18 protein-coding genes and 2 pseudogenes are annotated in these 18,409 nt (G+C 72.2%); 9 read left to right on the top strand and 11 right to left on the bottom strand.

All coding sequences use genetic code 11. From position 1 onward, the window contains the following. Window positions 1-15: 15 nt before the first annotated feature. On the top strand, window positions 16-363 hold the full coding sequence (locus H283_RS0103000) for a hypothetical protein (RefSeq protein ID WP_156022933.1): 348 nt from the start codon (window positions 16-18) through the stop codon (window positions 361-363). A gap of 91 nt (window positions 364-454) precedes the next feature. Here the strand turns inward: H283_RS0103000 and H283_RS0102995 are convergent, their stop codons facing one another. Next, complete coding sequence (locus H283_RS0102995; RefSeq protein WP_020142034.1) at window positions 455-1,675, bottom strand: aminotransferase class I/II-fold pyridoxal phosphate-dependent enzyme; 1,221 nt, start codon at window positions 1,673-1,675, stop codon at window positions 455-457. Between the two features lie 69 nt (window positions 1,676-1,744). Here H283_RS0102995 and H283_RS23865 point away from each other — a divergent pair. Then, window positions 1,745-2,304 (top strand): annotated as a pseudogene (locus tag H283_RS23865) (phosphoribosyltransferase). A 9-nt stretch (window positions 2,305-2,313) separates the two neighbouring features. Beyond that, window positions 2,314-3,186: an LLM class F420-dependent oxidoreductase gene (locus tag H283_RS0102985; RefSeq protein ID WP_020142032.1), complete on the top strand. Its 873-nt coding sequence runs from the start codon at window positions 2,314-2,316 to the stop codon at window positions 3,184-3,186. A gap of 16 nt (window positions 3,187-3,202) precedes the next feature. Here the strand turns inward: H283_RS0102985 and H283_RS0102980 are convergent, their stop codons facing one another. The 5 genes from H283_RS0102980 to H283_RS26445 all read right to left on the bottom strand — a co-directional run bounded on the left by H283_RS0102980 (window position 3,203) and on the right by H283_RS26445 (window position 8,285). Then, a complete protein-coding gene (locus H283_RS0102980) occupies window positions 3,203-4,129 on the bottom strand; it encodes an ABC transporter permease (RefSeq protein WP_020142031.1) in 927 nt (308 codons plus the stop codon). Continuing rightward, window positions 4,126-6,918 carry an alpha/beta fold hydrolase gene (locus tag H283_RS0102975; protein ID WP_043648282.1) on the bottom strand — a complete coding sequence of 931 codons (2,793 nt, stop codon included), beginning with the start codon at window positions 6,916-6,918 and terminating at the stop codon, window positions 4,126-4,128. Before H283_RS0102975 ends, H283_RS0102980 begins: the two co-directional genes overlap by 4 nt. A 61-nt stretch (window positions 6,919-6,979) precedes the next feature. Next, window positions 6,980-7,228, bottom strand: a complete 249-nt coding sequence (locus H283_RS0102970) for a hypothetical protein (RefSeq protein WP_020142029.1) — start codon at window positions 7,226-7,228, stop codon at window positions 6,980-6,982. Beyond that, a complete protein-coding gene (locus H283_RS0102965; RefSeq protein WP_020142028.1) occupies window positions 7,225-7,623 on the bottom strand; it encodes an ankyrin repeat domain-containing protein in 399 nt (132 codons plus the stop codon). The genes H283_RS0102970 and H283_RS0102965 overlap by 4 nt, the downstream gene beginning before the upstream one ends. Further along, complete coding sequence (locus tag H283_RS26445; protein WP_020142027.1) at window positions 7,620-8,285, bottom strand: ceramidase domain-containing protein; 666 nt, start codon at window positions 8,283-8,285, stop codon at window positions 7,620-7,622. The genes H283_RS0102965 and H283_RS26445 overlap by 4 nt, the downstream gene beginning before the upstream one ends. A 41-nt stretch (window positions 8,286-8,326) precedes the next feature. Here H283_RS26445 and tpx point away from each other — a divergent pair, with 41 nt between their 5' ends. Further along, window positions 8,327-8,821 carry a thiol peroxidase gene (tpx, locus tag H283_RS27080; RefSeq protein WP_081633758.1) on the top strand — a complete coding sequence of 165 codons (495 nt, stop codon included), beginning with the start codon at window positions 8,327-8,329 and terminating at the stop codon, window positions 8,819-8,821. Window positions 8,822-8,872: 51 nt separating this feature from the next. Here tpx and H283_RS28345 read toward each other — a convergent pair. Further along, window positions 8,873-10,012: pseudogene (locus H283_RS28345) on the bottom strand (MFS transporter); the annotation flags it as partial. Window positions 10,013-10,107: 95 nt separating this feature from the next. Between H283_RS28345 and H283_RS0102945 the strand changes: the two are divergent. Further along, entirely contained in the window at window positions 10,108-10,614 is a 507-nt protein-coding gene (locus H283_RS0102945) for a MarR family winged helix-turn-helix transcriptional regulator (protein WP_020142024.1), read from the top strand. A 4-nt stretch (window positions 10,615-10,618) separates the two neighbouring features. Here the strand turns inward: H283_RS0102945 and glpK are convergent, their stop codons facing one another. The 3 genes from glpK to H283_RS0102930 are packed head-to-tail and all read right to left on the bottom strand — an operon-like array spanning window position 10,619 to window position 12,897. After that, complete coding sequence (gene glpK, locus H283_RS0102940; protein WP_020142023.1) at window positions 10,619-12,145, bottom strand: glycerol kinase GlpK; 1,527 nt, start codon at window positions 12,143-12,145, stop codon at window positions 10,619-10,621. 23 nt (window positions 12,146-12,168) lie between these two features. After that, window positions 12,169-12,333 carry a hypothetical protein gene (locus tag H283_RS27515; RefSeq protein WP_156022932.1) on the bottom strand — a complete coding sequence of 55 codons (165 nt, stop codon included), beginning with the start codon at window positions 12,331-12,333 and terminating at the stop codon, window positions 12,169-12,171. A 27-nt stretch (window positions 12,334-12,360) separates the two neighbouring features. Next, complete coding sequence (locus H283_RS0102930) at window positions 12,361-12,897, bottom strand: YfbM family protein (RefSeq protein WP_028785290.1); 537 nt, start codon at window positions 12,895-12,897, stop codon at window positions 12,361-12,363. Window positions 12,898-12,997: 100 nt separating this feature from the next. Here H283_RS0102930 and H283_RS0102925 point away from each other — a divergent pair, with 100 nt between their 5' ends. Genes H283_RS0102925 through H283_RS0102915 form a run of 3 tightly spaced genes read left to right on the top strand, consistent with a single transcriptional unit; the run spans window position 12,998 to window position 16,967 of the window. Continuing rightward, entirely contained in the window at window positions 12,998-14,722 is a 1,725-nt protein-coding gene (locus H283_RS0102925; RefSeq protein ID WP_043647924.1) for a glycerol-3-phosphate dehydrogenase/oxidase, read from the top strand. 55 nt (window positions 14,723-14,777) lie between these two features. After that, the gene (locus H283_RS0102920; RefSeq protein ID WP_231372214.1) at window positions 14,778-16,019 is read left to right on the top strand and encodes a hypothetical protein; all 1,242 of its coding nucleotides are present in this window, start codon (window positions 14,778-14,780) and stop codon (window positions 16,017-16,019) included. A 27-nt stretch (window positions 16,020-16,046) separates the two neighbouring features. Further along, window positions 16,047-16,967 (top strand): carbohydrate kinase family protein, encoded by a 921-nt coding sequence (locus H283_RS0102915; protein WP_020142018.1) that lies wholly within the window; start codon window positions 16,047-16,049, stop codon window positions 16,965-16,967. A gap of 24 nt (window positions 16,968-16,991) precedes the next feature. Here H283_RS0102915 and H283_RS23850 read toward each other — a convergent pair whose 3' ends face one another. Continuing rightward, window positions 16,992-17,420 (bottom strand): VOC family protein, encoded by a 429-nt coding sequence (locus H283_RS23850; RefSeq protein ID WP_020142017.1) that lies wholly within the window; start codon window positions 17,418-17,420, stop codon window positions 16,992-16,994. A gap of 136 nt (window positions 17,421-17,556) precedes the next feature. On the opposite strand from H283_RS23850, the gene H283_RS23845 reads away from it, so the two are divergent. Next, on the top strand, window positions 17,557-18,408 hold the full coding sequence (locus H283_RS23845; RefSeq protein WP_196805892.1) for a glycerophosphodiester phosphodiesterase family protein: 852 nt from the start codon (window positions 17,557-17,559) through the stop codon (window positions 18,406-18,408). Window position 18,409: the final 1 nt, after the last annotated feature.

The following is an 18,409-nucleotide window of genomic DNA, read 5'->3' as shown; positions in this document are numbered from 1 at the left end:
GAGGAGGTGAGGACAATGTCACAGCTCCTTGAGAAGGAACGTGTGGGGACCGAACGTCTTCCGCGGTTGTTCCGCAACCGCACGTTGGACTACACGCTCATCACCATCGGTCTCCTGGTCGCAGCCTTCGGCGCGTATGCATACTTCGTGCCGGCCGGCTGGATCCTGGCGGGCCTGAGCGAGGCCTGGTACCTCGGCAGCTGGATCGCTGGTGGAGTCCTGCTCACCGCAGGCTTCGGCATGCTCGGCGCCAGTGTCCGTGACCGTGAAGGTCACTGGACCTACGACTCCGTCATGAGCTTCGTGCTCGGCGCTCTGGCTCTGGCCGGGGCGGTCGCCGCTGCAGTGGTGCTCATCCTCTGACGACCTGGGAAGAGGTGAAGCAGGGTCGAAGCCCCCGCAGAGGTGGGGGCTTCGATGCGGGTCCGGCGAGTCAGCGCGGTGGGCCGGCCGATCAGCGTGCGTTGAACGCCTCGATCCGCTCGATCGCCTCCCCGACCGCGGTCGCGCCCGCGGCGAAGCTGAGCCGCACGGAGCGCCGGCCGGCCCGGTCGTCGAAGTCGCCGCCCGGGGTGATCGCGACGCCGACCTCCTCGAGCAGGGCGCGCGCGTATGCCGCCGCGCCGCCCCATCGGGCGAGCTGCGGCCCGAGGTCGGCCCAGTAGTAGAACGCGCCGTCCGGCGGCGCGGACTCGCCCCAGCCGAGCCGGGAGGCGTTGTCCAGCAAGAGCTTTCGCGTCCGGGCGAACTCGGCCACGGCAGCGTCGCACTCGCGGTAGGACTCCTCCGCGAAGGCCGACACGGCGGCATACTGCGCCGGCGCCGGGGGGCAGAGCGCGACGTTGCCGGCCAGCGCGTCGACGGGGCGCACGAGGTCGTCGGGGAGCAGCATCCAGCCCAGGCGCCAGCCCGTCATCCCCCAGTACTTGCTGAAGGAGGAGATGACGAGCGACGTGTCGTCGGTCTCCCACGCGCAGACACCACGGGGGTCGGCGGCGCCGGGGTCCGGGTAGGTGACGCCGTGGTAGATCTCGTCGCTGACCAGGCGCACGCGGTGGGCGGCGCACCAGTCGGTGATGGCCGCGAGCTCGGCGCGGTCGACCATCGTGCCGGTCGGGTTGGCGGGCGAGGCGACGATGAGTCCCGCGAGCTCACCGTCGGCCTGTGCGGCGTCGAGCAGCTCGGGCGTCGGCTGGTAGCGCGTCTCCGGGCCGCAGTCGATCTCGACCACCTCGCACCCGAGCGAGGCGAGGATGTTGCGGTAGGCCGGGTAGCCGGGGCGGGCGAGGGCGACGCGGTCACCCGCCTCGAAGGCGGCGAGGAAGGCGAGGACGAAGCCACCGGACGAGCCCGTCGTGATCGCGACGCGGGCGGGGTCGACGTCGAGGCCGTACCACCGCCCGTAGTGGGCGGCGATCTCGGACCGCAGCTCACGGATGCCGAGCGCCGAGGTGTAGGTCAGGGCACGCCCCGAGCCGTGGATCCGCGCCGCGGCTTCCGAGACCAGGCTCGGCGCACCTCCCGACGGCTCACCGGCACAGAGGGACACGATGTCGCGGCCCTCGGCCCGGAGCACGGCCACCCGGTCGAGCACGTCCATGACCTCGAACGGGGGCACCTGCGAGCGCCGGGAGGGCTGGAGCGGTCGGGTCAGGCTGGTCGGGTCGGGGGTCACCCGGCCAGTCTGCCCGAACCCTCGACACCCGAAACACGCCGTTCACCTGACGTGACTAGCCTTCCTCGCATGACGATCGCCCACCACGCAGACGCCTCCACGCTCGTCGACAAGGAGGTGCTGACGTGGGAGCGGTTCGGCGTCGCGATCCGCGAGCTGGCGACCCTCGTCGCCGACTCGGCTTCCGCCCGGAGGTGCTCGTGGCGGTGGCGCGAGGTGGGCTCATCCCCGGTGGCGGACTCTCCTACGCGCTCGGCATCAAGCTGACCGATGCCATCAACGTCGAGTTCTACACCGACGTCGAGCAGACGCTGCCCGACCCGGTGCTGCTGGCCCCGCACCTCGACACCGAGAGCCTCGCGGGCCGCCGGATCCTCGTCGTCGACGACGTCGCCGACTCGGGCCGCACCCTCTCCCTGGTGCTCGACCTGCTCCAGGAGCACGGCGCCGAGGCACGCAGCGCGGTCCTCTACGGCAAGCCCGGATCGGTCGTGACGCCCGACTACGTCTGGCGCCAGACCGACCAGTGGATCGTCTTCCCGTGGTCGGCCGAGCCGCCCGTCTCCGGCTCCGAGGTCACCGCAGATCCGGACGTCCACGGAGGGTCCGCTCCCAGCGAGCGGACGTAGTGTCGGAGGATGCATCTCGGACTGCACCTGGCCAACTTCACGTGGAGCGGTGGCTCCTCCACCTTCGTCGACGACCTCGTCCGCACGGCGCGGACCGCCGAGGACGTCGGTTTCACCAGGCTCTCGGTCATGGACCACGTCTGGCAGATCGGCATGGTCGGGCCCAAGGAGCACGAGATGCTCGAGGCCTACACGGCGCTCGGCTTCCTCGCCGCCGTCACCGAGAAGGTCCAGCTGCTCGCGTGGGTCACGGCCGCCGTCTACCGGGAGCCCGGGCTGCTCGCCAAGGCGGTGACGACCCTCGACGTGCTGTCGAAGGGTCGCGCCATGCTCGGCATCGGCGCGGCCTGGAACGAGGAGGAGTGCGTCGGACTCGGCCTGCCGTTCCCCGCCACTGCCGAGCGCTTCGAGCGCCTCGAGGAGACGCTGCAGATCTGCCTCCAGATGTGGGGTGACAGCGTCGAGCCGTACACCGGCAAGCACTACCGGCTCGGGAGCACCCTCAACTCCCCGCAGTCCGTGCAGCGCCCGCGCCCGCCGATCCTCATCGGCGGCGGTGGCGAGAAGAAGACGCTGCGGATGGTGGCGCAGTACGCCCAGGCCTGCAACCTCTTCGACAGCCCCGACCTCGCCCACAAGCTGGAGGTCCTCCGCGGCCACTGCGAGGCTCTCGGCCGCGACTACGACGAGATCGAGAAGACCGTCATGGGACCGGTCGACCCCGGCCCCGACGGCGCGAACGTCGACGCCACGCTCGAGCACCTGCGCGACCTCGCCGGGCTGGGCGTGACGCATGTGCAGCTCGGCATCGGTGACGGCTCCAGGACCGACGTGCTCGAGCTCATCGGCGAGCGCATCATCCCCGAGGCCGCGCGGTTCTGAGCAAGGCTGCGCGGCGTCAGCTGAGGATGTCGCTGCGCCGGAAGCGACGGTAGGCGAGCATCGTGAAGGCGACGGCCCACACGAGCGCCCACAGGGCGCCGTGCACCATGTCGGTGTAGTCCGGAGACACGGCTAGGGCGTCCTGCCAGGCCCGCGAGTAGTGGCCGGGGAAGGCGTTGCGGTAGGGGTCGAGCGCGTCGAGCTGGTCGAGGATGTTGAGCAGGATGCTGACGAGCACGGCGCCGCCGACCGCCGCGAGCGGCGCGTCGGAGCGGGTCCCGAGCCAGAAGGCGATGGCGGCGATGGGCAGCAGCGTCACGAAGATGTAGGCCATCGCGAGGGCCAGGCGGGGCAGGAACTGGCTCCACGAGAGGTTCTCGCCGAGCGGGTTGGTCAGCGGGTCCCAGCCGTAGGCGACGCCGCCGACGAGCAGGCCCCACGCCGGCAGCAGGACCGTCGCGACGAGCGTGGAGGCGATCCCGATCGCGAGCTTGCTCGTGAGCAGACGAGCCCGCTGGACCGGCGCGATGAGCAGGTAGCGCAACGACGACCACGACGCCTCGGACGGCACGGCGTCGCCGCAGAAGAGGGCGGCGAGGAGGACGAGGAGCAGCTCCGAGGCGAGGAAGACGAGCACGAGGCTGAAGTTGGCGGCCCCGCTCTGGGCGAGGTCGAAGATCCTGGTCGAGGCGCCGCCGCGGCTGTTGCTCGACCGTTGGCCGAAGGCGAAGGACCCGACGAGGACGAGCGGCAGCGCGAGGAGCAGCCCGAAGGCCCAGATGGTGCGTCGCCGGCCCCACTGCCGGCGCAGCTCGGACCGCCACGAGAGCGGGTCGCGCACCTGGTGGATCTCGCCGCTCCCTGCTGTCGGAGCCGGCTCGATGACGTCGAGCAGCGCGTCCCCGGGGCTCACGTCCGGGCTCTCTGGACGGGTCTCGCTCATCGCGCCCTCACCTGCCTCAATCGCTCGACGAGGGACGCGCCCTCGTCTCCGGGCTCGCCGGCCGCACCCGGTGCGGACGCCGACGAGATGGCGCCGAGGAAGACCTCCTCGAGGTGCCGGCGGCTGCTGACGCCGACGACGGGCAGCCCCGCCGACACGGCGGCCGCGACGACCTCGGCCCGGCCGCGGTCGCCCACGACGACGATCCTCGTGGGCGTGTCGACCCGCACCTCGGTGACCCCACCCGCGGCCTCGAGCGCGTGCACGCCGGCGCTGACGACGTCGTGGGCGACGTGCTCGGGCAGGTCGAGGATCGTCGTGTCGTCGCTGTCGACGAGCTCGGCGACGGGCCCCTGCGTGATGACCCGACCGGCGTGCATGACGACGACGTGGGTGCACGTCATCTCGACCTCGGCGAGGAGGTGGCTCGACACGACGACGGTGCGCCCGGTCTCGGCGTAGCGGCGCAGGATCGGACGCATCGCCGCGATCTGGGGCGGGTCGAGGCCGTTGGTCGGCTCGTCGAGGATGAGCAGCTCGGGCAGCCCGAGCATGGCCTGGGCGATGCCGAGCCGCTGCTTCATGCCGTGGCTGTAGGACTTGACCGGCCGGTCGACGGCGCCGCCGAGGGCCGCGACGTCGAGCGCCTCGGCGATGTGGGCGTCCTCCGGGTCCCGGCCCGTGGCGGACCAGTAGGCCTCGAGGTTCTGGCGCCCGGTGAGGTGCGGCAGGAAGCCGGGACCCTCGATGAGCGCGCCGACCCGGGCGAGCACCCGCGAGCCGGCGGAGACGGGCTCGCCGAGCACGTGGACGCTGCCGGCGTCGGAGGAGATGAGTCCCATGACCATCCGCATGGTCGTCGTCTTGCCGGCCCCGTTGGGCCCGAGCAGACCGACGACCTGACCCTTCTCGGCCCGCCACGACACGTCGTCGACGGCGCGGTGGCCGTCGGCGTACGTCTTGACGAGTCCCTCGATGACGAGTGGGACGTCGGCGAGGTCGGGCCGCGCCGGGCGGTGCATCCGGCGGCGACGGCGCACGACCCAGCCGACGAGCGCCGCGAGGAGCAGGACGGCCAGGGCGCCGGACGCGAGCAGGGTCTCGGTGTCGACGCCGCCGGCCACGGCCCCGTCGACCGCGGCACCGGCCGCGACCGGGAGGGTGAGCGCCGAGGCCCCCGAGATGCGGATGCCGCTCGGGGTCCGCGAGTTGGAGTACGTCGACTCGGTGCTCGTCAGCAGGACGCGCCACCGGGTGCCGGCCGGCAGGTCGTAGGTCGCGGCCGGGAGCGAGATCGTCACGGGGGTGGGCCGGCCGGGCGTCACGGCGAGGCGCACGGGTGCGACGAGCGGGTTGGTCAGCGTCACCGAGCCACCGGTGACGCGCCACACCGACGCGAAGAGCGTGACGTCGGGAGCGTCGGACGTGACGGTCAGTCGCATCGACGGCGACCCGACCACGGTCGCGGCCTCGGCGACGGGCTGGGTGTCGAGGGCCGTCGACTGACCGGGCAGCGCCGCGATCTGGTAGGTCGAGAGGCTGATGCCGAGCGCCGCGAGGCCGGGTACGGCGATGAGGGACGCGGGCTGCCCTCCGGGCGGGTGCAGCAGCGTCCCGGAGGTCGTCGTCAGTGGCAGCTCGCGCGTCCGGAGCGCCGCGCCCGACAGCCCCGGGTATGCCGTGAGGGTGTGGAGCGTCGTCGGCTGACCCGGCCGCCCGGCGGGAGTGCCGTACGTGAAGGCCGCTGTGGGCAGGGCCGGTCCGCGCGCGCCCTTGTCGCGGACGTAGTGGTCGAGCCACGTGTAGGAGGCCTCGACCTCCTCCGCCTCGTGCGTGCTCGGGGCGTCGTGGCCGCCGTCGCTCCAGCGGACGGCATACGGCGTGCCGGAGGCGGCGAGCGCCGACGCCGTGGCGTCGGCCTGGTCGAGCCCGAAGAGCGAGTCGCCGACCCCCTGGACGAGGAAGGTCGGCGCGGTGACGGCGTTCATCGTCGGCTTGGGGCTGTGGGCACGCAGCAGCGTCGTCAGCTGGGGCGAGGCGGTGCCGGTCTCGGAGGCCTGGACGAAGAGGCGGCAGATCGTCGGGTCGAAGCGGCCGCAGTCGGAGGAGCCGGCACCCGCACCCTGGCCTCCCCGGAGCGCCGAGAGGAAGAAGTTCGTCGCCCAGACCTGCTTGAAGGGTCCGGCGACGTCGATCGGCGAGCGCCCGGCAGCGGTGGTCGCCGGCTTCGTCACGGCGGCCTGCGGGAAGAAGGCGTCGGCGAGGTCGTTCCACGTGATGGCCGAGACGACGCCGTCGACCCGCCGGTCGGAGCCTGCCAGCATGAGGGCGAGGGCGCCGCCGTAGGAGGCCCCCATGACCCCGGCGCGGGGGTCTCCCGGGCCGTCGAGCTCGACGTCGGATCGCTTGGCCGCGAGGTCGAGCAGCGTTCTCGCGTCAGCGATCTCGTAGGCCGGGTCGTTGAGGTGGATGCGACCGCCGGACGCGCCGTGTCCACGAGCGCTCCACGCGATGACGACGTAGCCGCGGTCGTGCAGGTCGTTGGCCTGGCTCGTCACCGAGTCCTTGGTGCCGCCGAAGCCGTGGGCGAGCAGCACGACCGGGTGCTTGCCGCTCGACTGCGGCCACACGGAGACGTCGAGGCGCACGGCCGTGCCGTCGGGCTCGGCGCCGACGGGCACCGTCGTGACCTCGGGAGCCACCGGATCGGCGCGGGCGGTCGGCGCGGGCGCGATCGCCAGGCTCGACCCGAGGACGAGCGCGGCGAGGAGGGAGGCCCGGACCGACATGACCACATCACATCACGGGCTGGTCGTTGAACGGTCACCGACCGTCGAGGGTTGGCCGGGGTCAGTCGCGGGAGAGCCGCTGCTCGAGGACGTAGGCCAGGACGATGCACGCGACGAGGACCATCCCGGGCGGGATGAACCGTGCCGCCCCCTCGAGCTGGAGCCACTCGTACGGCGCGACGGTGAACTCGAAGAGCGACAGGTCGAGCAGGTAGCGCACGATCGGGAGCACGCCGAAGACGATGCCGATGACGCCGACGAGGTTGATGACGAAGCGCGAGCGCGCCCCGGTGTCCTGCGGGTCGGTCACGGTCGGTCCTCTCCGTCGATGAGGTGCTGCTGCCCGAACAGCTGGGCCGTGGCACGCGCGGTCGGCGAGCCGGCGTCGAGGTCGGCGCCCGCCGCGACGAGGACCTTGACGACCTCGTCCTCGCCCTTGAACATCGCACCGGCCACCGGGGACTGGTCCCGGTCGTTGCGGCGGTCGACGTCGGCGCCGCGGTCCACGAGGGTCGTGACCGTGTCGAGGTGACCGTGGTAGGCCGCGAGCATGACGAGCGTGTTGCCGGCGGGGTCCTGCTGGTCGAGCGGGAAGCCGTGGTCGAGGAACTCGACGAGGTCGGCCGTGCGCCCGTCGCGTGCCATGTCCATCGCGACCGCCACGATCTGCCCCTGCTGCTCCGGCATGAGCGGCGACTCCGTCATGCCACCAACCTACGGGTCGCCCAGTGCCGCGCGAGGCACCACCCGGCGCCGGCGCCGAGGACGTGCCACGCCGCGTGCCCCTGCAGCGGACTCGTCGGGTCGCAGAGCAGACCCGCCTGGTCGAGGAGCCAGAGCGCGTATGCCGTCACGAGCAGTCCCAGCCCGACGCGCAGCCAGCGCGCTCCGCCGTCACGGCCCGGGGCGGCCACCAGCTCGAGGACGATGCCGGGGAGCAGGACCGCGGCGAAGAGCACCCGTCGCGACTCGGGCCACAGCCAGAGCAGGACGCCGAGGGCCGCGAGGAGGGCGACCCCGCCGAGGACGGCCACGCGCGGCGTGACGCGGCGCAGGCGCACCAGGGCACCGGCGAGCAGGACGCACCCCACGGCATACATCGGGAGGACGTCGACGAACTGCCCCCAGAGCGTCAGGGTCGCGTGGAAGGCGAAGCTGCCGATCCCGACGGCGACGAGCGCGACCGCGAGGAGCGGGACGAGGACGCGCTCCGGACGCGCGGCGGGACGCAGGACCGCGGCTGCGGCGACCCCTGCCACGACGAAGGCCAGGGACGACCACGCGTCGGCCGGCTGGGCGATGCCGTCGGGGCGGGCGAGCTCGCAGAAGCAGCGGGTCGCGAGGCACGTCGCGCCGTCAGCGGGCATGCCGCGACGGTAGCCCCAGGCTGCCCGTGTTAGATACGTCCATGGCCACCACCTCCCTCGGAGACACCACCGTCCACACCGTCGGCGACCTGCCGGCCGTGGGCGCCCCCGCCCCGGCGTACACGCTGACCGGCACGAACCTTCGCGACGACGTGACGCTGCCCGACGGCAGCCGCGTCGTCCTCAACATCTTCCCGAGCGTCGACACCGGCGTCTGCGCGGCGAGCGTGCGCCGCTTCAACGAGATCGCCGCCGGCCTCGACAACGCGGCGGTCGTCTGCGTGTCGGCCGACCTACCGTTCGCGTTGAACCGGTTCTGCGGCGCCGAGGGCATCGAGAACGTCGTCGTGGCGTCGTCGTTCCGCTCCGGCTTCGGCTACGACTACGGCGTGCGGATGGAGAACGGCGGCTTCGCCGGCCTCCTCGCGCGTGCGGTGGTCGTCATCGATGCGGACGGCACCGTCGCCCACACCGAGCTCGTCCCGGCCATCGGCCAGGAGCCCGACTACGACGCCGCCATCGCCGCCCTGGGCTGACGCGCGGGTGAAGCCGCGGACGCTGCGCACCAGCAGCGGCCAGCAGCCGGCGACGAGCATCCAGACGGCGATGCCGACCATGAGGTCGGGCGTCTCGACGTGCGCGCTGAGCGGGCCGGCGAGGACGTTGCCGAGGGGCAGTGCGACGAACGAGATGAGCACGTCCCACGAGACGACACGGGCCAGCCGGTCGTGGGGCACGCCCTGCTGGACGGCGGTCTGCCACCCGACGTCGAAGTAGAGCAGGCCGGCCTGGCCGACGAGGGCGAGCGCCATGATCGCCACGAGGCCGCCGGGCCAGGCGAACGCGAGCGGGAAGAGCGGGAAGAGCCCGAGGGCGGCGAAGGCCCAGAGCAGCATCCGGCGCGGCTGGAGCCGCATCCCGACGAGCCCTCCGACGAGGCCGCCCACACCGAGCGCCGCCGTGATGAGGCCGAGGGCGTGGGCGCCGCCGAGGTCGCGCACGGCCGTCACCTCGACGAGGACGATGAAGACCCCGCTGGCGACGTGGAACATCGCCGCCGCGAGGAGGCTGGACCAGAGCCAGTCCCGGCTGCGGATCTCGGCGAGGCCCTCGCGGATCTCGGTCAGCATGCCGGTGCGCTCGGCGAGGCGGTCGGCGCGGGCCCGGAGCCGTGCGACGCAGACCGCCGACCAGGCGAACGTCAGCGCGTTGACCGTGAAGCCGGCCACCGGGCCGAACCGGGCGACGACGAGGCCGGCGAGGACCGGGCCGCCGACCTGCGCGCTCGACTGGAGGAAGCTGATCGCGCCGTTGGCGGTCTGCAGGGCCGAGACCGGCACGATGAGGGGCCTCAGCGAGACGAAGGCCGGGTAGAAGAACGCGCCCGCACCCGCTGTGACCGCGGCCAGACCGGCGAGCACGGCGACCGGTGGGTCGCCGAGCGCGAAGGCGAGGGCCATGGCGGCGACGGAACCGGCCCGCGTGAGGTCGGCGCCGACCATGATCCGGTGCGGCGTGACGCGGTCGGCCCAGACGCCGCCGACGAGGCTGCACAGGAGGCGGGCCACCACGGCGCTCGCGAGGACGACACCGAGCTCGCCCGCTCCGCCGCCACCGAGGACGACGGCCACGGACAGGGCGATGGGGTTGAAGGCGTCACCGACCCACGAGAGTCCCTGACCGGCGAGCAGGAGCCGGACGTCGCGGAGGTGCAACAGGTCGCGCATGGTCATGCATCGAGATTAGTTAGACGTCTGACTATCTGTCAACGAATAGTCAAGGATCAGCGCTCTGGGTCCGACACCTCTGCGAGACTGGCGCCATGGCGAGAGCACGGCAGGACTCGGTCGACCGGCACGTCGCACGCTGGAGCGGCCTCCTCGAGGACATGGACCCCGAGGTCGAGGGCGCCGTCACGCGCATGCAGGCGATCACCAAGCGGCTCAAGGCCGCCGACCACGCGAGCTACGCCGGGACGGACGACACGATCGAGGACTACCACACGCTCCACGCGCTGATGATCCAGCCGTTCCCCGAGGAGGCGACCCCCGCCCAGCTCGCCGACGCGTGCGGCGTGACCCGCGCCGCGATGACGTCGCGCGTCGACCGGCTCGTCCAGCGCGGGCACGTGACGCGGGAGGTCGACCCCATCGACCGGCGTCGCATCCTCATCCGACCGACGCCGTCGGGACGGGCGCTGTGGGAGAAGGGGATCGAGGCCGGCATGGCTCGCGAGCAGGAGGCCTTCTCGGGGCTGACCGCCAAGGAGCTCGTCGCCCTCAACGGCCTGCTGCGCAAGGTCGTCCTCCACCTCGAGGGCGAGGACTGAGCCGTCAGGGCGTGTCGGCGTCGACCCAGTCGAGGGTGCGCTCGACGGCCTTCTTCCACGTGCGGAAGAGTCGCTCCCTCTCCGACTCGTCCATCGCGGGGGTCCACCGGCGGTCCTCGCCCCAGTTCTCACGGATCTCGTCGGTGCTCTGCCAGTAGCCGACGGCGAGCCCGGCGGCATACGCGGCGCCGAGAGCGGTCGTCTCGGCGACGACGGGTCGCACGACGTCGGCCCCGAGGAGGTCGGCCTGGAACTGCATGAGCGTCTCGTTGACGACCATGCCGCCGTCGACCCGCAGCTCGGTGAGCGGCACTCCGGAGTCGGCGTTCATCGCCTCGAGCACCTCGCGCGTCTGGAAAGCCGTGGCCTCCAAAGCTGCTCGGGCGATGTGCCCCTTGTTGACGAAGCGGGTCAGACCGACGAGCGCACCGCGGGCGTCGGGGCGCCAGTGCGGGGCGAAGAGGCCCGAGAAGGCCGGGACGAAGTAGGCACCACCGTTGTCGTCGACGCTCGCGGCCAGCGTCTCGACCTCCTTGGCGTCCTTGATGAGGCCGAGATTGTCGCGCAGCCACTGCACGAGCGACCCCGTGACGGCGATGGAGCCCTCGAGGGCGTAGACGGGCTGGTCGTCACCGAGCTGGTAGCAGACCGTCGTCAGCAGGCCGTTCTTCGACGCGACGATCTCCTCGCCCGTGTTGAGGAGCATGAAGTTGCCGGTGCCGTAGGTGTTCTTGGCCGTGCCGACGTCGAGGCACGCCTGGCCGAACGTCGCCGCCTGCTGGTCGCCGAGGATGCCGGCGACCGGCACGTCGATGAGGATGCCCGGCTTGCACGAGCCGTAGACCTCGGACGACGAGCGGATCTCGGGGAGCATCGCGAGCGGGACCCCGATCGCCTCGGCGGCCGACGCGTCCCAGTCGAGGGTGCGCAGGTCCATCAGGAGGGTGCGCGAGGCGTTCGTGACGTCGGTGAGGTGCACCCCACCGTCGTCGGCGCCGCCCGTGAGGTTCCAGAGCAGCCACGTGTCGATGGTGCCGAAGAGCAGCTCCCCCGCCTCGGCCCGCTCGCGGGCGCCGTCGACGTGGTCGAGTACCCAGCGCGCCTTGGGTCCGGCGAAGTAGGTCGCGAGCGGCAGGCCCGTGACGTCCTTGAAGCGCTCGATGCCGCCGTCGCGGGCCAGCTCGTCGCAGATCGCCTGGGTGCGGGTGTCCTGCCAGACGATGGCGTTGTGGATCGGCCGGCCGGTGGCCCGCTCCCAGACGACGGTCGTCTCGCGCTGGTTCGTGATGCCGACCGCGGCGACGTGGGTGGCGTTGAGGTTGGCCTTGCCGAGCACGCCGCCGACGACGACGCGGGTGTTCTGCCAGATCTCCATCGGGTCGTGCTCGACCCACCCGGCGCGCGGGAAGATCTGGCGGTGCTCCATCTGGTCGACGGCCACGACGCGGCCCCTCCGGTCGAAGACCATGGCCCGGGTGCTCGTCGTCCCCTGGTCGATCGACACGACATGGCTGCGCTGCTCCGTCGGCATGTCCAGACCGTACCGTCGCGCGCCTACATCTCGCCGCGGTCTCGTCCGAGCTGGCGGTGTCGCTCGCGCGCCTCGGCCACGGCACTGATCGCGTCGCACCGTCCGCACACGATGATCGTCTCCTCGCCGCGGCTCTCACGGCGCCACGCATGACCGGCGAACAGGCAGATGATCCACATGAGTCTCACCAGCCCAGTGTCGTCCCAGCCCGGCGTCTACTGCACCCCGATGAGAACCGCAGCGTCATGAGCCGCGGCGCGGGCGTAGAAGTCGCGCAGCTCCCGGACGTTCGGCATGAGGTACTCGTCGAGGATGTCGCTCTCGTCCCAGACCTGAGGGTAGATGTCGAGGCGCTGCATCTCCTCGGGGTCGAAACGCGCGCGGAGCTCGTCGTCGGTGACGGCGCCCAGCGCCTCGGCCACCTCACGGACGAGGTCGGGCTCGAGGAGCCGCGGCGGCCCGTAGCCGTCGTCCTCGCCGACCTCACGGCCGCCGAGGACGGCTCCGCCGAGGGGGTTGTCCGTGCCCCACGCCGCACCCGTCAGCAGGAAATGGACGCCGTGCCACGCCTTGTCGAGATCGAGCCAGCCGTCACCTCCGTCCACGCCTTCGCCCTCGCCCTCGCCCTCGCCCTCGCCCTCGTCCTCGTCCTCGTCCTCGTCGAGGATCAGGTCGTTCGCGACCGAAGGGTCCGCGAGGAGACTCGCGAGCTGCTCGGAGTCCAGTTCCCGTGCCACCACCGTCATGCCCATGCCGCCGAGGGTACGGGCTGACCGCCCCGCGAACAGCCGCATTCGACACGGATCGGGCTCGTTAGAGTGTCGTTCTCGGCACCGACGTGAAGGGGAACCGATGACGAGCCCAGTGCGGCTGGACACGGACTACCGGGCACGGGCGTGGAAGCGCCTCGCCACCAAGCAGTTCGACGTGCTCGTCGTCGGCGGTGGCGTGACCGGCGGTGGGGTGGCCCTCGACGCGGCCACCCGCGGCCTGTCCACCGCCCTCGTCGAGCAGCGCGACTTCGCCTCCGGCACCTCGTCGCGGTCGTCCAAGCTCTTCCACGGCGGCCTGCGCTACCTCGAGCAGATGAACTTCGACCTCGTCCGCGAGGCGCTCAAGGAGCGCGAGCTCATGCTGAGCCGCATCGCGCCCCACCTCGTCAAGCCGGTCTCCTTCCTCTACCCGCTCACGAGCCGCGGCTGGGAGCGTCCCTACGTCACCGCGGGCCTGACCCTCTACGACTCGATGGGCGGCGCACGCTCGGTCCCGCGCCACAAGCAGCTGACCCGCACCGGAGCGCTCAAGCTGGCCCCGGCGCTCAAGCGCGACGCCCTCACCGGTGGGCTGCTCTACTACGACGCCCAGGCCGACGACGCCCGCCACACGCTGACGACGGTCCGCACGGCCGCCGCCTACGGCGCCACCGTCGTCGCCTCGGCCCGCGTCGTCGAGCTGCTCCGCGCGGGCGAGCGGGTCGTCGGCGCCGTCGTCGAGGACGTCGAGACGGGCGAGCGCACCGAGGTCCGGGCCTCCGTGGTCATCAACTGCACCGGCGTGTGGACCGACGACATCCAGACGATGGCGGGTGGCCGCGGGCGCTTCCACGTGCGCGCGAGCAAGGGGGTGCACATCGTCGTCGCCCGCGACCGGATCAACTCCGAGACCGGCCTCATCCTGCGCACGGAGAAGTCGGTCCTCTTCGTCATCCCGTGGGGCACGCACTGGATCATCGGCACGACCGACACCGACTGGGACCTCGACCTCGCCCACCCGGCAGCGACGCGGGCCGACATCGACTACATCCTCGAGCACATCAACACCGTGCTCAAGGTGCCGTTGACCCACGAGGACATCCAGGGTGTCTACGCCGGCCTGCGCCCGCTCCTCTCCGGCGAGAGCGAGGACACGAGCCAGCTCTCCCGCGAGCACGCCGTGGCCCGTCCGCAGCCCGGGCTCATCTCCATCGCCGGGGGCAAGTACACGACCTACCGCGTCATGGCCGCAGACGCCGTCGACGCCGCACGCGAGGACATCGGCGGCGACGTCTCCGACAGCGTCACCGAGTTCATCCCGCTGTCGGGCGCCGAGGGCTACGTCGCTCTCGTCAACCAGATCGACCGCCTCGCGCGCCACCAGGACCTCCCGGTCTGGCGCATCACGCACCTGCTCGAGCGCTACGGCTCGCTCGTCCACGAGCTCTTCGCCCTCGCCGAGGACGACCGCTCGCTCTACGAGCCGCTCCCCGGGGCGGAGGAGTACCTCCGGGTCGAGGCGTTGTACGCCGCCACGCACGAGGGCGCGCTGCACCTCGACGACGTGCTGGCGCGACGCACCCGCATCTCCATCGAGACCTCGAGCCGTGGCGCCGACAGCGCCCGCGCCGTGGCCGAGATCGTCGCGCCGGTGCTCGGGTGGGATCCCGAGCGGGTCGAGGCCGAGGTCTCCGGCTACATCGCCCGGGTCGAGGCCGAGCTCGAGTCGCAGAAGGAGCTCGCCGACTCCGAGGCCAACGCCGAGCGCCTCAGCGCCCCGGACGTGCGCCGCATCCCGGTGAGCCGCGCGCCCGAGCAGTCCTGACGACCAAACGCTCGACAACGGCTCCGCGGGACGGCCTCGTTCCTAGACTGACGGGATGAGGACTCGACGCGGCCGGACCGCGATGCGGGCTGCCGTCGCGGCGGCCGTCGCCGCGGTCGCCCTGCTCGTCGCGGGCTGCGGCACGCCCGACCCGACCGCCCAGGCCCGGCTCGAGGGCCACGCGACCGCGCACACCGCGGGTCACGGTACGAGCGAGCCGGCGGGCACGGCGGCCGCCACCGGTCACGCGGCGAAGCCCGTCGCTCCCGCCAAGCCGGCTGCGCTGCGGGCCGGCGAGTCGATGCGGACGGTGACGTCCCCGGTCTCCTACACGCCGAAGGCGCCGACGACCGGCACCGACGACTACCGGTGCTTCGTCCTCGACCCGCAGGTGACACGCGACGCGTTCGTCACCGGCTTCGACATCGCACCGGGCCAGCCACAGGAGGTGCACCACGTCATCCTCTTCCGCGTGCCACCGTCGGCGGCCGCCGCGGCCCGCGCCCGCGACGCCGAGTCCGGCGGCAACGGCTGGACCTGCTTCGGCGGCACCGGGCTCGGGTCGCGCGGCGCGAGCCTCGACGACGCCCCGTGGGTCGGAGCCTGGGCACCGGGCGGGCGCGAGAACGTCCTGCCGGCCGACGTCGGCATCCCCATGGAGCGCGGATCCCTGCTCGTCATGCAGGTGCACTACAACCTCCGGCACGGCGTGACGCCCGACCGCACCTCGGTGAAGCTGCGCCTCTCGTCCTCGTCGAAGCTCACGCCCCTCGAGACGATGCTCTACCCAGCGCCCGTCGAGCTGCCTTGTCGCGCAGGTAAGTCAGGACCGCTGTGCGACCGCAACGCGGCAGTCGCCGACGTCACCGAGCGCTTCGGCGCCATGTCGTCGCGCATCGTCAACGGCCTGCTCCTCGTCTGCGACGGGACGCTCATCCCGACCCCCGGCCCCACCCAGTCCTGCACGCGCAGCGTCGAGCAGGCCGCGACGATCCGCGCCGTGGCCGGCCACATGCACCTGCTCGGTTCGTCGCTGCGCATCGACCTCAACCCCGACACGGCGCGCGCCAGGACGCTGCTCGACATCAAGGTCTGGGACTTCGACAACCAGGGCTCGGTCCCGATCCCGCCGACGCCGATCCGCCCCGGCGACTCGATCCGGGTCAGCTGCACCCACGACCAGGCCTGGCGCGACAAGCTGCCCGACCTCCAGGGGCTTCCCGAGCGCTACGTCGTCTGGGGCGAGGGCACGACCGACGAGATGTGCCTCGGCCTGCTCAGCGTCACGCGTCCCTGACCGCGCGGGGCCGTGCACAATGAGGCCGTGAAGACTGACGTCCTCGTCGTCGGCGGTGCCGGCGTCGACACCATCGTGCGTGTCGAGGTCCTGCCCGTCCCCTTCGCCGACTCCCACGTCGTCCCGCCCATCGACACGGTCGTCGGGCACACGGGCAGCGGCGTCGCGCTCGGCTGCCACCGCCTCGGTCTCGCCACGCGTTTCGTCGACGTCATCGGCGACGACCACGAGGGCCGGATGCTCCTCGACCGGTTCGCGGCCGAGGGTCTCGTCTTCGACCATGTCGTCGACGCCAGCGGCACCCGTCGCGCCGTCAACCTCGTCGACGCGACGGGCCGTCGGATGTCGTTCTACGACCCCCGCCACCCCTACGACCTCGCCCCCGACCCGACGCTCTGGCGCGGCCCGCTCGAGCAGGCGCGGCACGTGCACGCCTCGATCATGCCGTGGACCGTCGGCGCCCTCGAGGACGCCGCGGCCGCCGGCGCCACGACGTCGACGGACCTGCACGACTGGGACGGGCGCAACCCCCACCACCGTCCGTTCGCGTATGCCGCCGACCTCGTCTTCGTGTCTGGCTCGCGGCTGACCGGGGTCGAGGACGACGTCGTTGCCGACGTGCTCGACCGCGGGCGGGCCCGGCTCGTCGTCGTCATGGACGGCGCCCGCGGCAGCCGGGTGACGGTGCGCGAAGGCGGGTCGTTCGCGGTGGCCGCCGTCGACATCGACGGCCGCCCGGCCGTGGACTCGAACGGCGCCGGCGACGCGTACGTCTCGGCGTTCCTGCACGCGTGGCTCGCCGGCGGTGACGCACGCGCGGCAGCGCGGGCCGGGACCGTCGCGGGGTCGTGGGCGTGCGGCACCGCGGGCACGCACTCGAGCCTCATCGGCCCGGACGAGCTCACCCGTCAGCTGGCGAGCCACTACGGCGGCGCCGGTCGGGACTGAGGCCCGACCGGACCGCCTCGGCGCTCACCCCGTGGGCGCGTCGCTCGACGTGCCGCTGCCGATGTTGACCATCCAGGCGATGCCGAACCGGTCGGTCAGCATGCCGAACTCGTCGCCCCACGCCTGCTTCTCGAGCGGCATCGAGACGGTGCCGCCCTCGGCGAGGCCGGCCCAGTAGCGCTTGAGCTCGTCGGTGTCGTCGCCGCTGAGGCTGACCGTGATGGCCGAGCCGGGCGTGTAGGTCATCCCCTCGGGGGTGTCGGACGCCATGATCGTGTAGCCGCTCGGGGTCTCGAGCTGGGCGTGCATGACCCCCTCGGCGTTGGGGCCGCTGTCGCCGAACTCGCCGAACGTCGACACCGTCAGCTCGCCGCCGAAGACGGACCTGTAGAACTCCATCGCCGCTCGGGCGTCGTCCTTGAAACCGATGTAGGGGTTGAGGCGGGATGCCATGGCCGTGCTCCTCTCGATTGCTGCGGTCCCAAACACCCTAGGACCGCGCACCGACACGTAGGTTGCGTTTCGGTGGGCACCGACGCCCACCACGAAGAGCGGGTCCGCCCGCACACACCGTCAGGGGATGGTCTTCATGACCCAGCAGCAGCACGTCCGCACCCGATCGCCGAGGTCGCGGCGACGCGTCCTCGCCGTCGGCGCCACTCTCGCCGTGGCTGCAGCCACCGCGGCGACCGTCGTGACGACGACCGCCGCGCCGGCGCAAGCAGCGACGTACGGCAAGATCTCGGCCCACCGCGGAGGCGGCTGGGGTCCCGACAACTCGCTCAAGGCGTTCAAGGGCGCGCTCGCGGCCAACATCGACGACATCGAGGGCGACGTCTACTTCACCACCGACGACGTCGGCGTCTTCCGCCACGACAACTCGCTGTCGGCCTGCGGCCTGAACCGGACGATCACCGGCTCGTCATGGGCGCAGATCGACCAGGTGCGCTGCAGCGGCGAGCCCCTCGCCCGGCTCACCGACGTCGCGGCAGCCTTCCGCGCCTCGCCCAACACGAACGCGGTCCTGCGCGTCGAGCTCAAGCACCCCGCCTCCCAGACGGCCGCGGCGGCGCAGGCCGACGCGCGACTGCTCGTCTCGCGTCTCGTCGACCGCGGGATCGCCGGCCGCAGCATCATCCAGGACTTCGACTGGCGCACCACGGCCGCGACGATCCACGCCGCCCGGTCGGCGATGCGGGTCTCGTGCCTCGAGTCCTCGGTCACCGACGCCGAGGTCGCGACCGCCGACTCCAAGGGCTGCTACGACGTGTCCTACAGCTACGCGAACTGGCGCGACGGCCTCGACGCGACGATCCACGGCAAGGGCATGCAGGTCGCGGTCTGGACCGTCAACAGCGCGTCGACCTTCGCGCGCTTCCGCGACGACCTGCACGCCAACGTCATCATCACCGACTACCCCGGGGCGGCTCGGGGCTGGTGAC

The sequence above is a fragment of the Terracoccus sp. 273MFTsu3.1 genome (assembly GCF_000383675.1).
Lineage (GTDB): Bacteria > Actinomycetota > Actinomycetes > Actinomycetales > Dermatophilaceae > Terrabacter.
The sequence above is the reverse complement of the archived record's forward strand: the minus strand, read 5'-3'. Positions and strand labels throughout refer to the sequence as shown.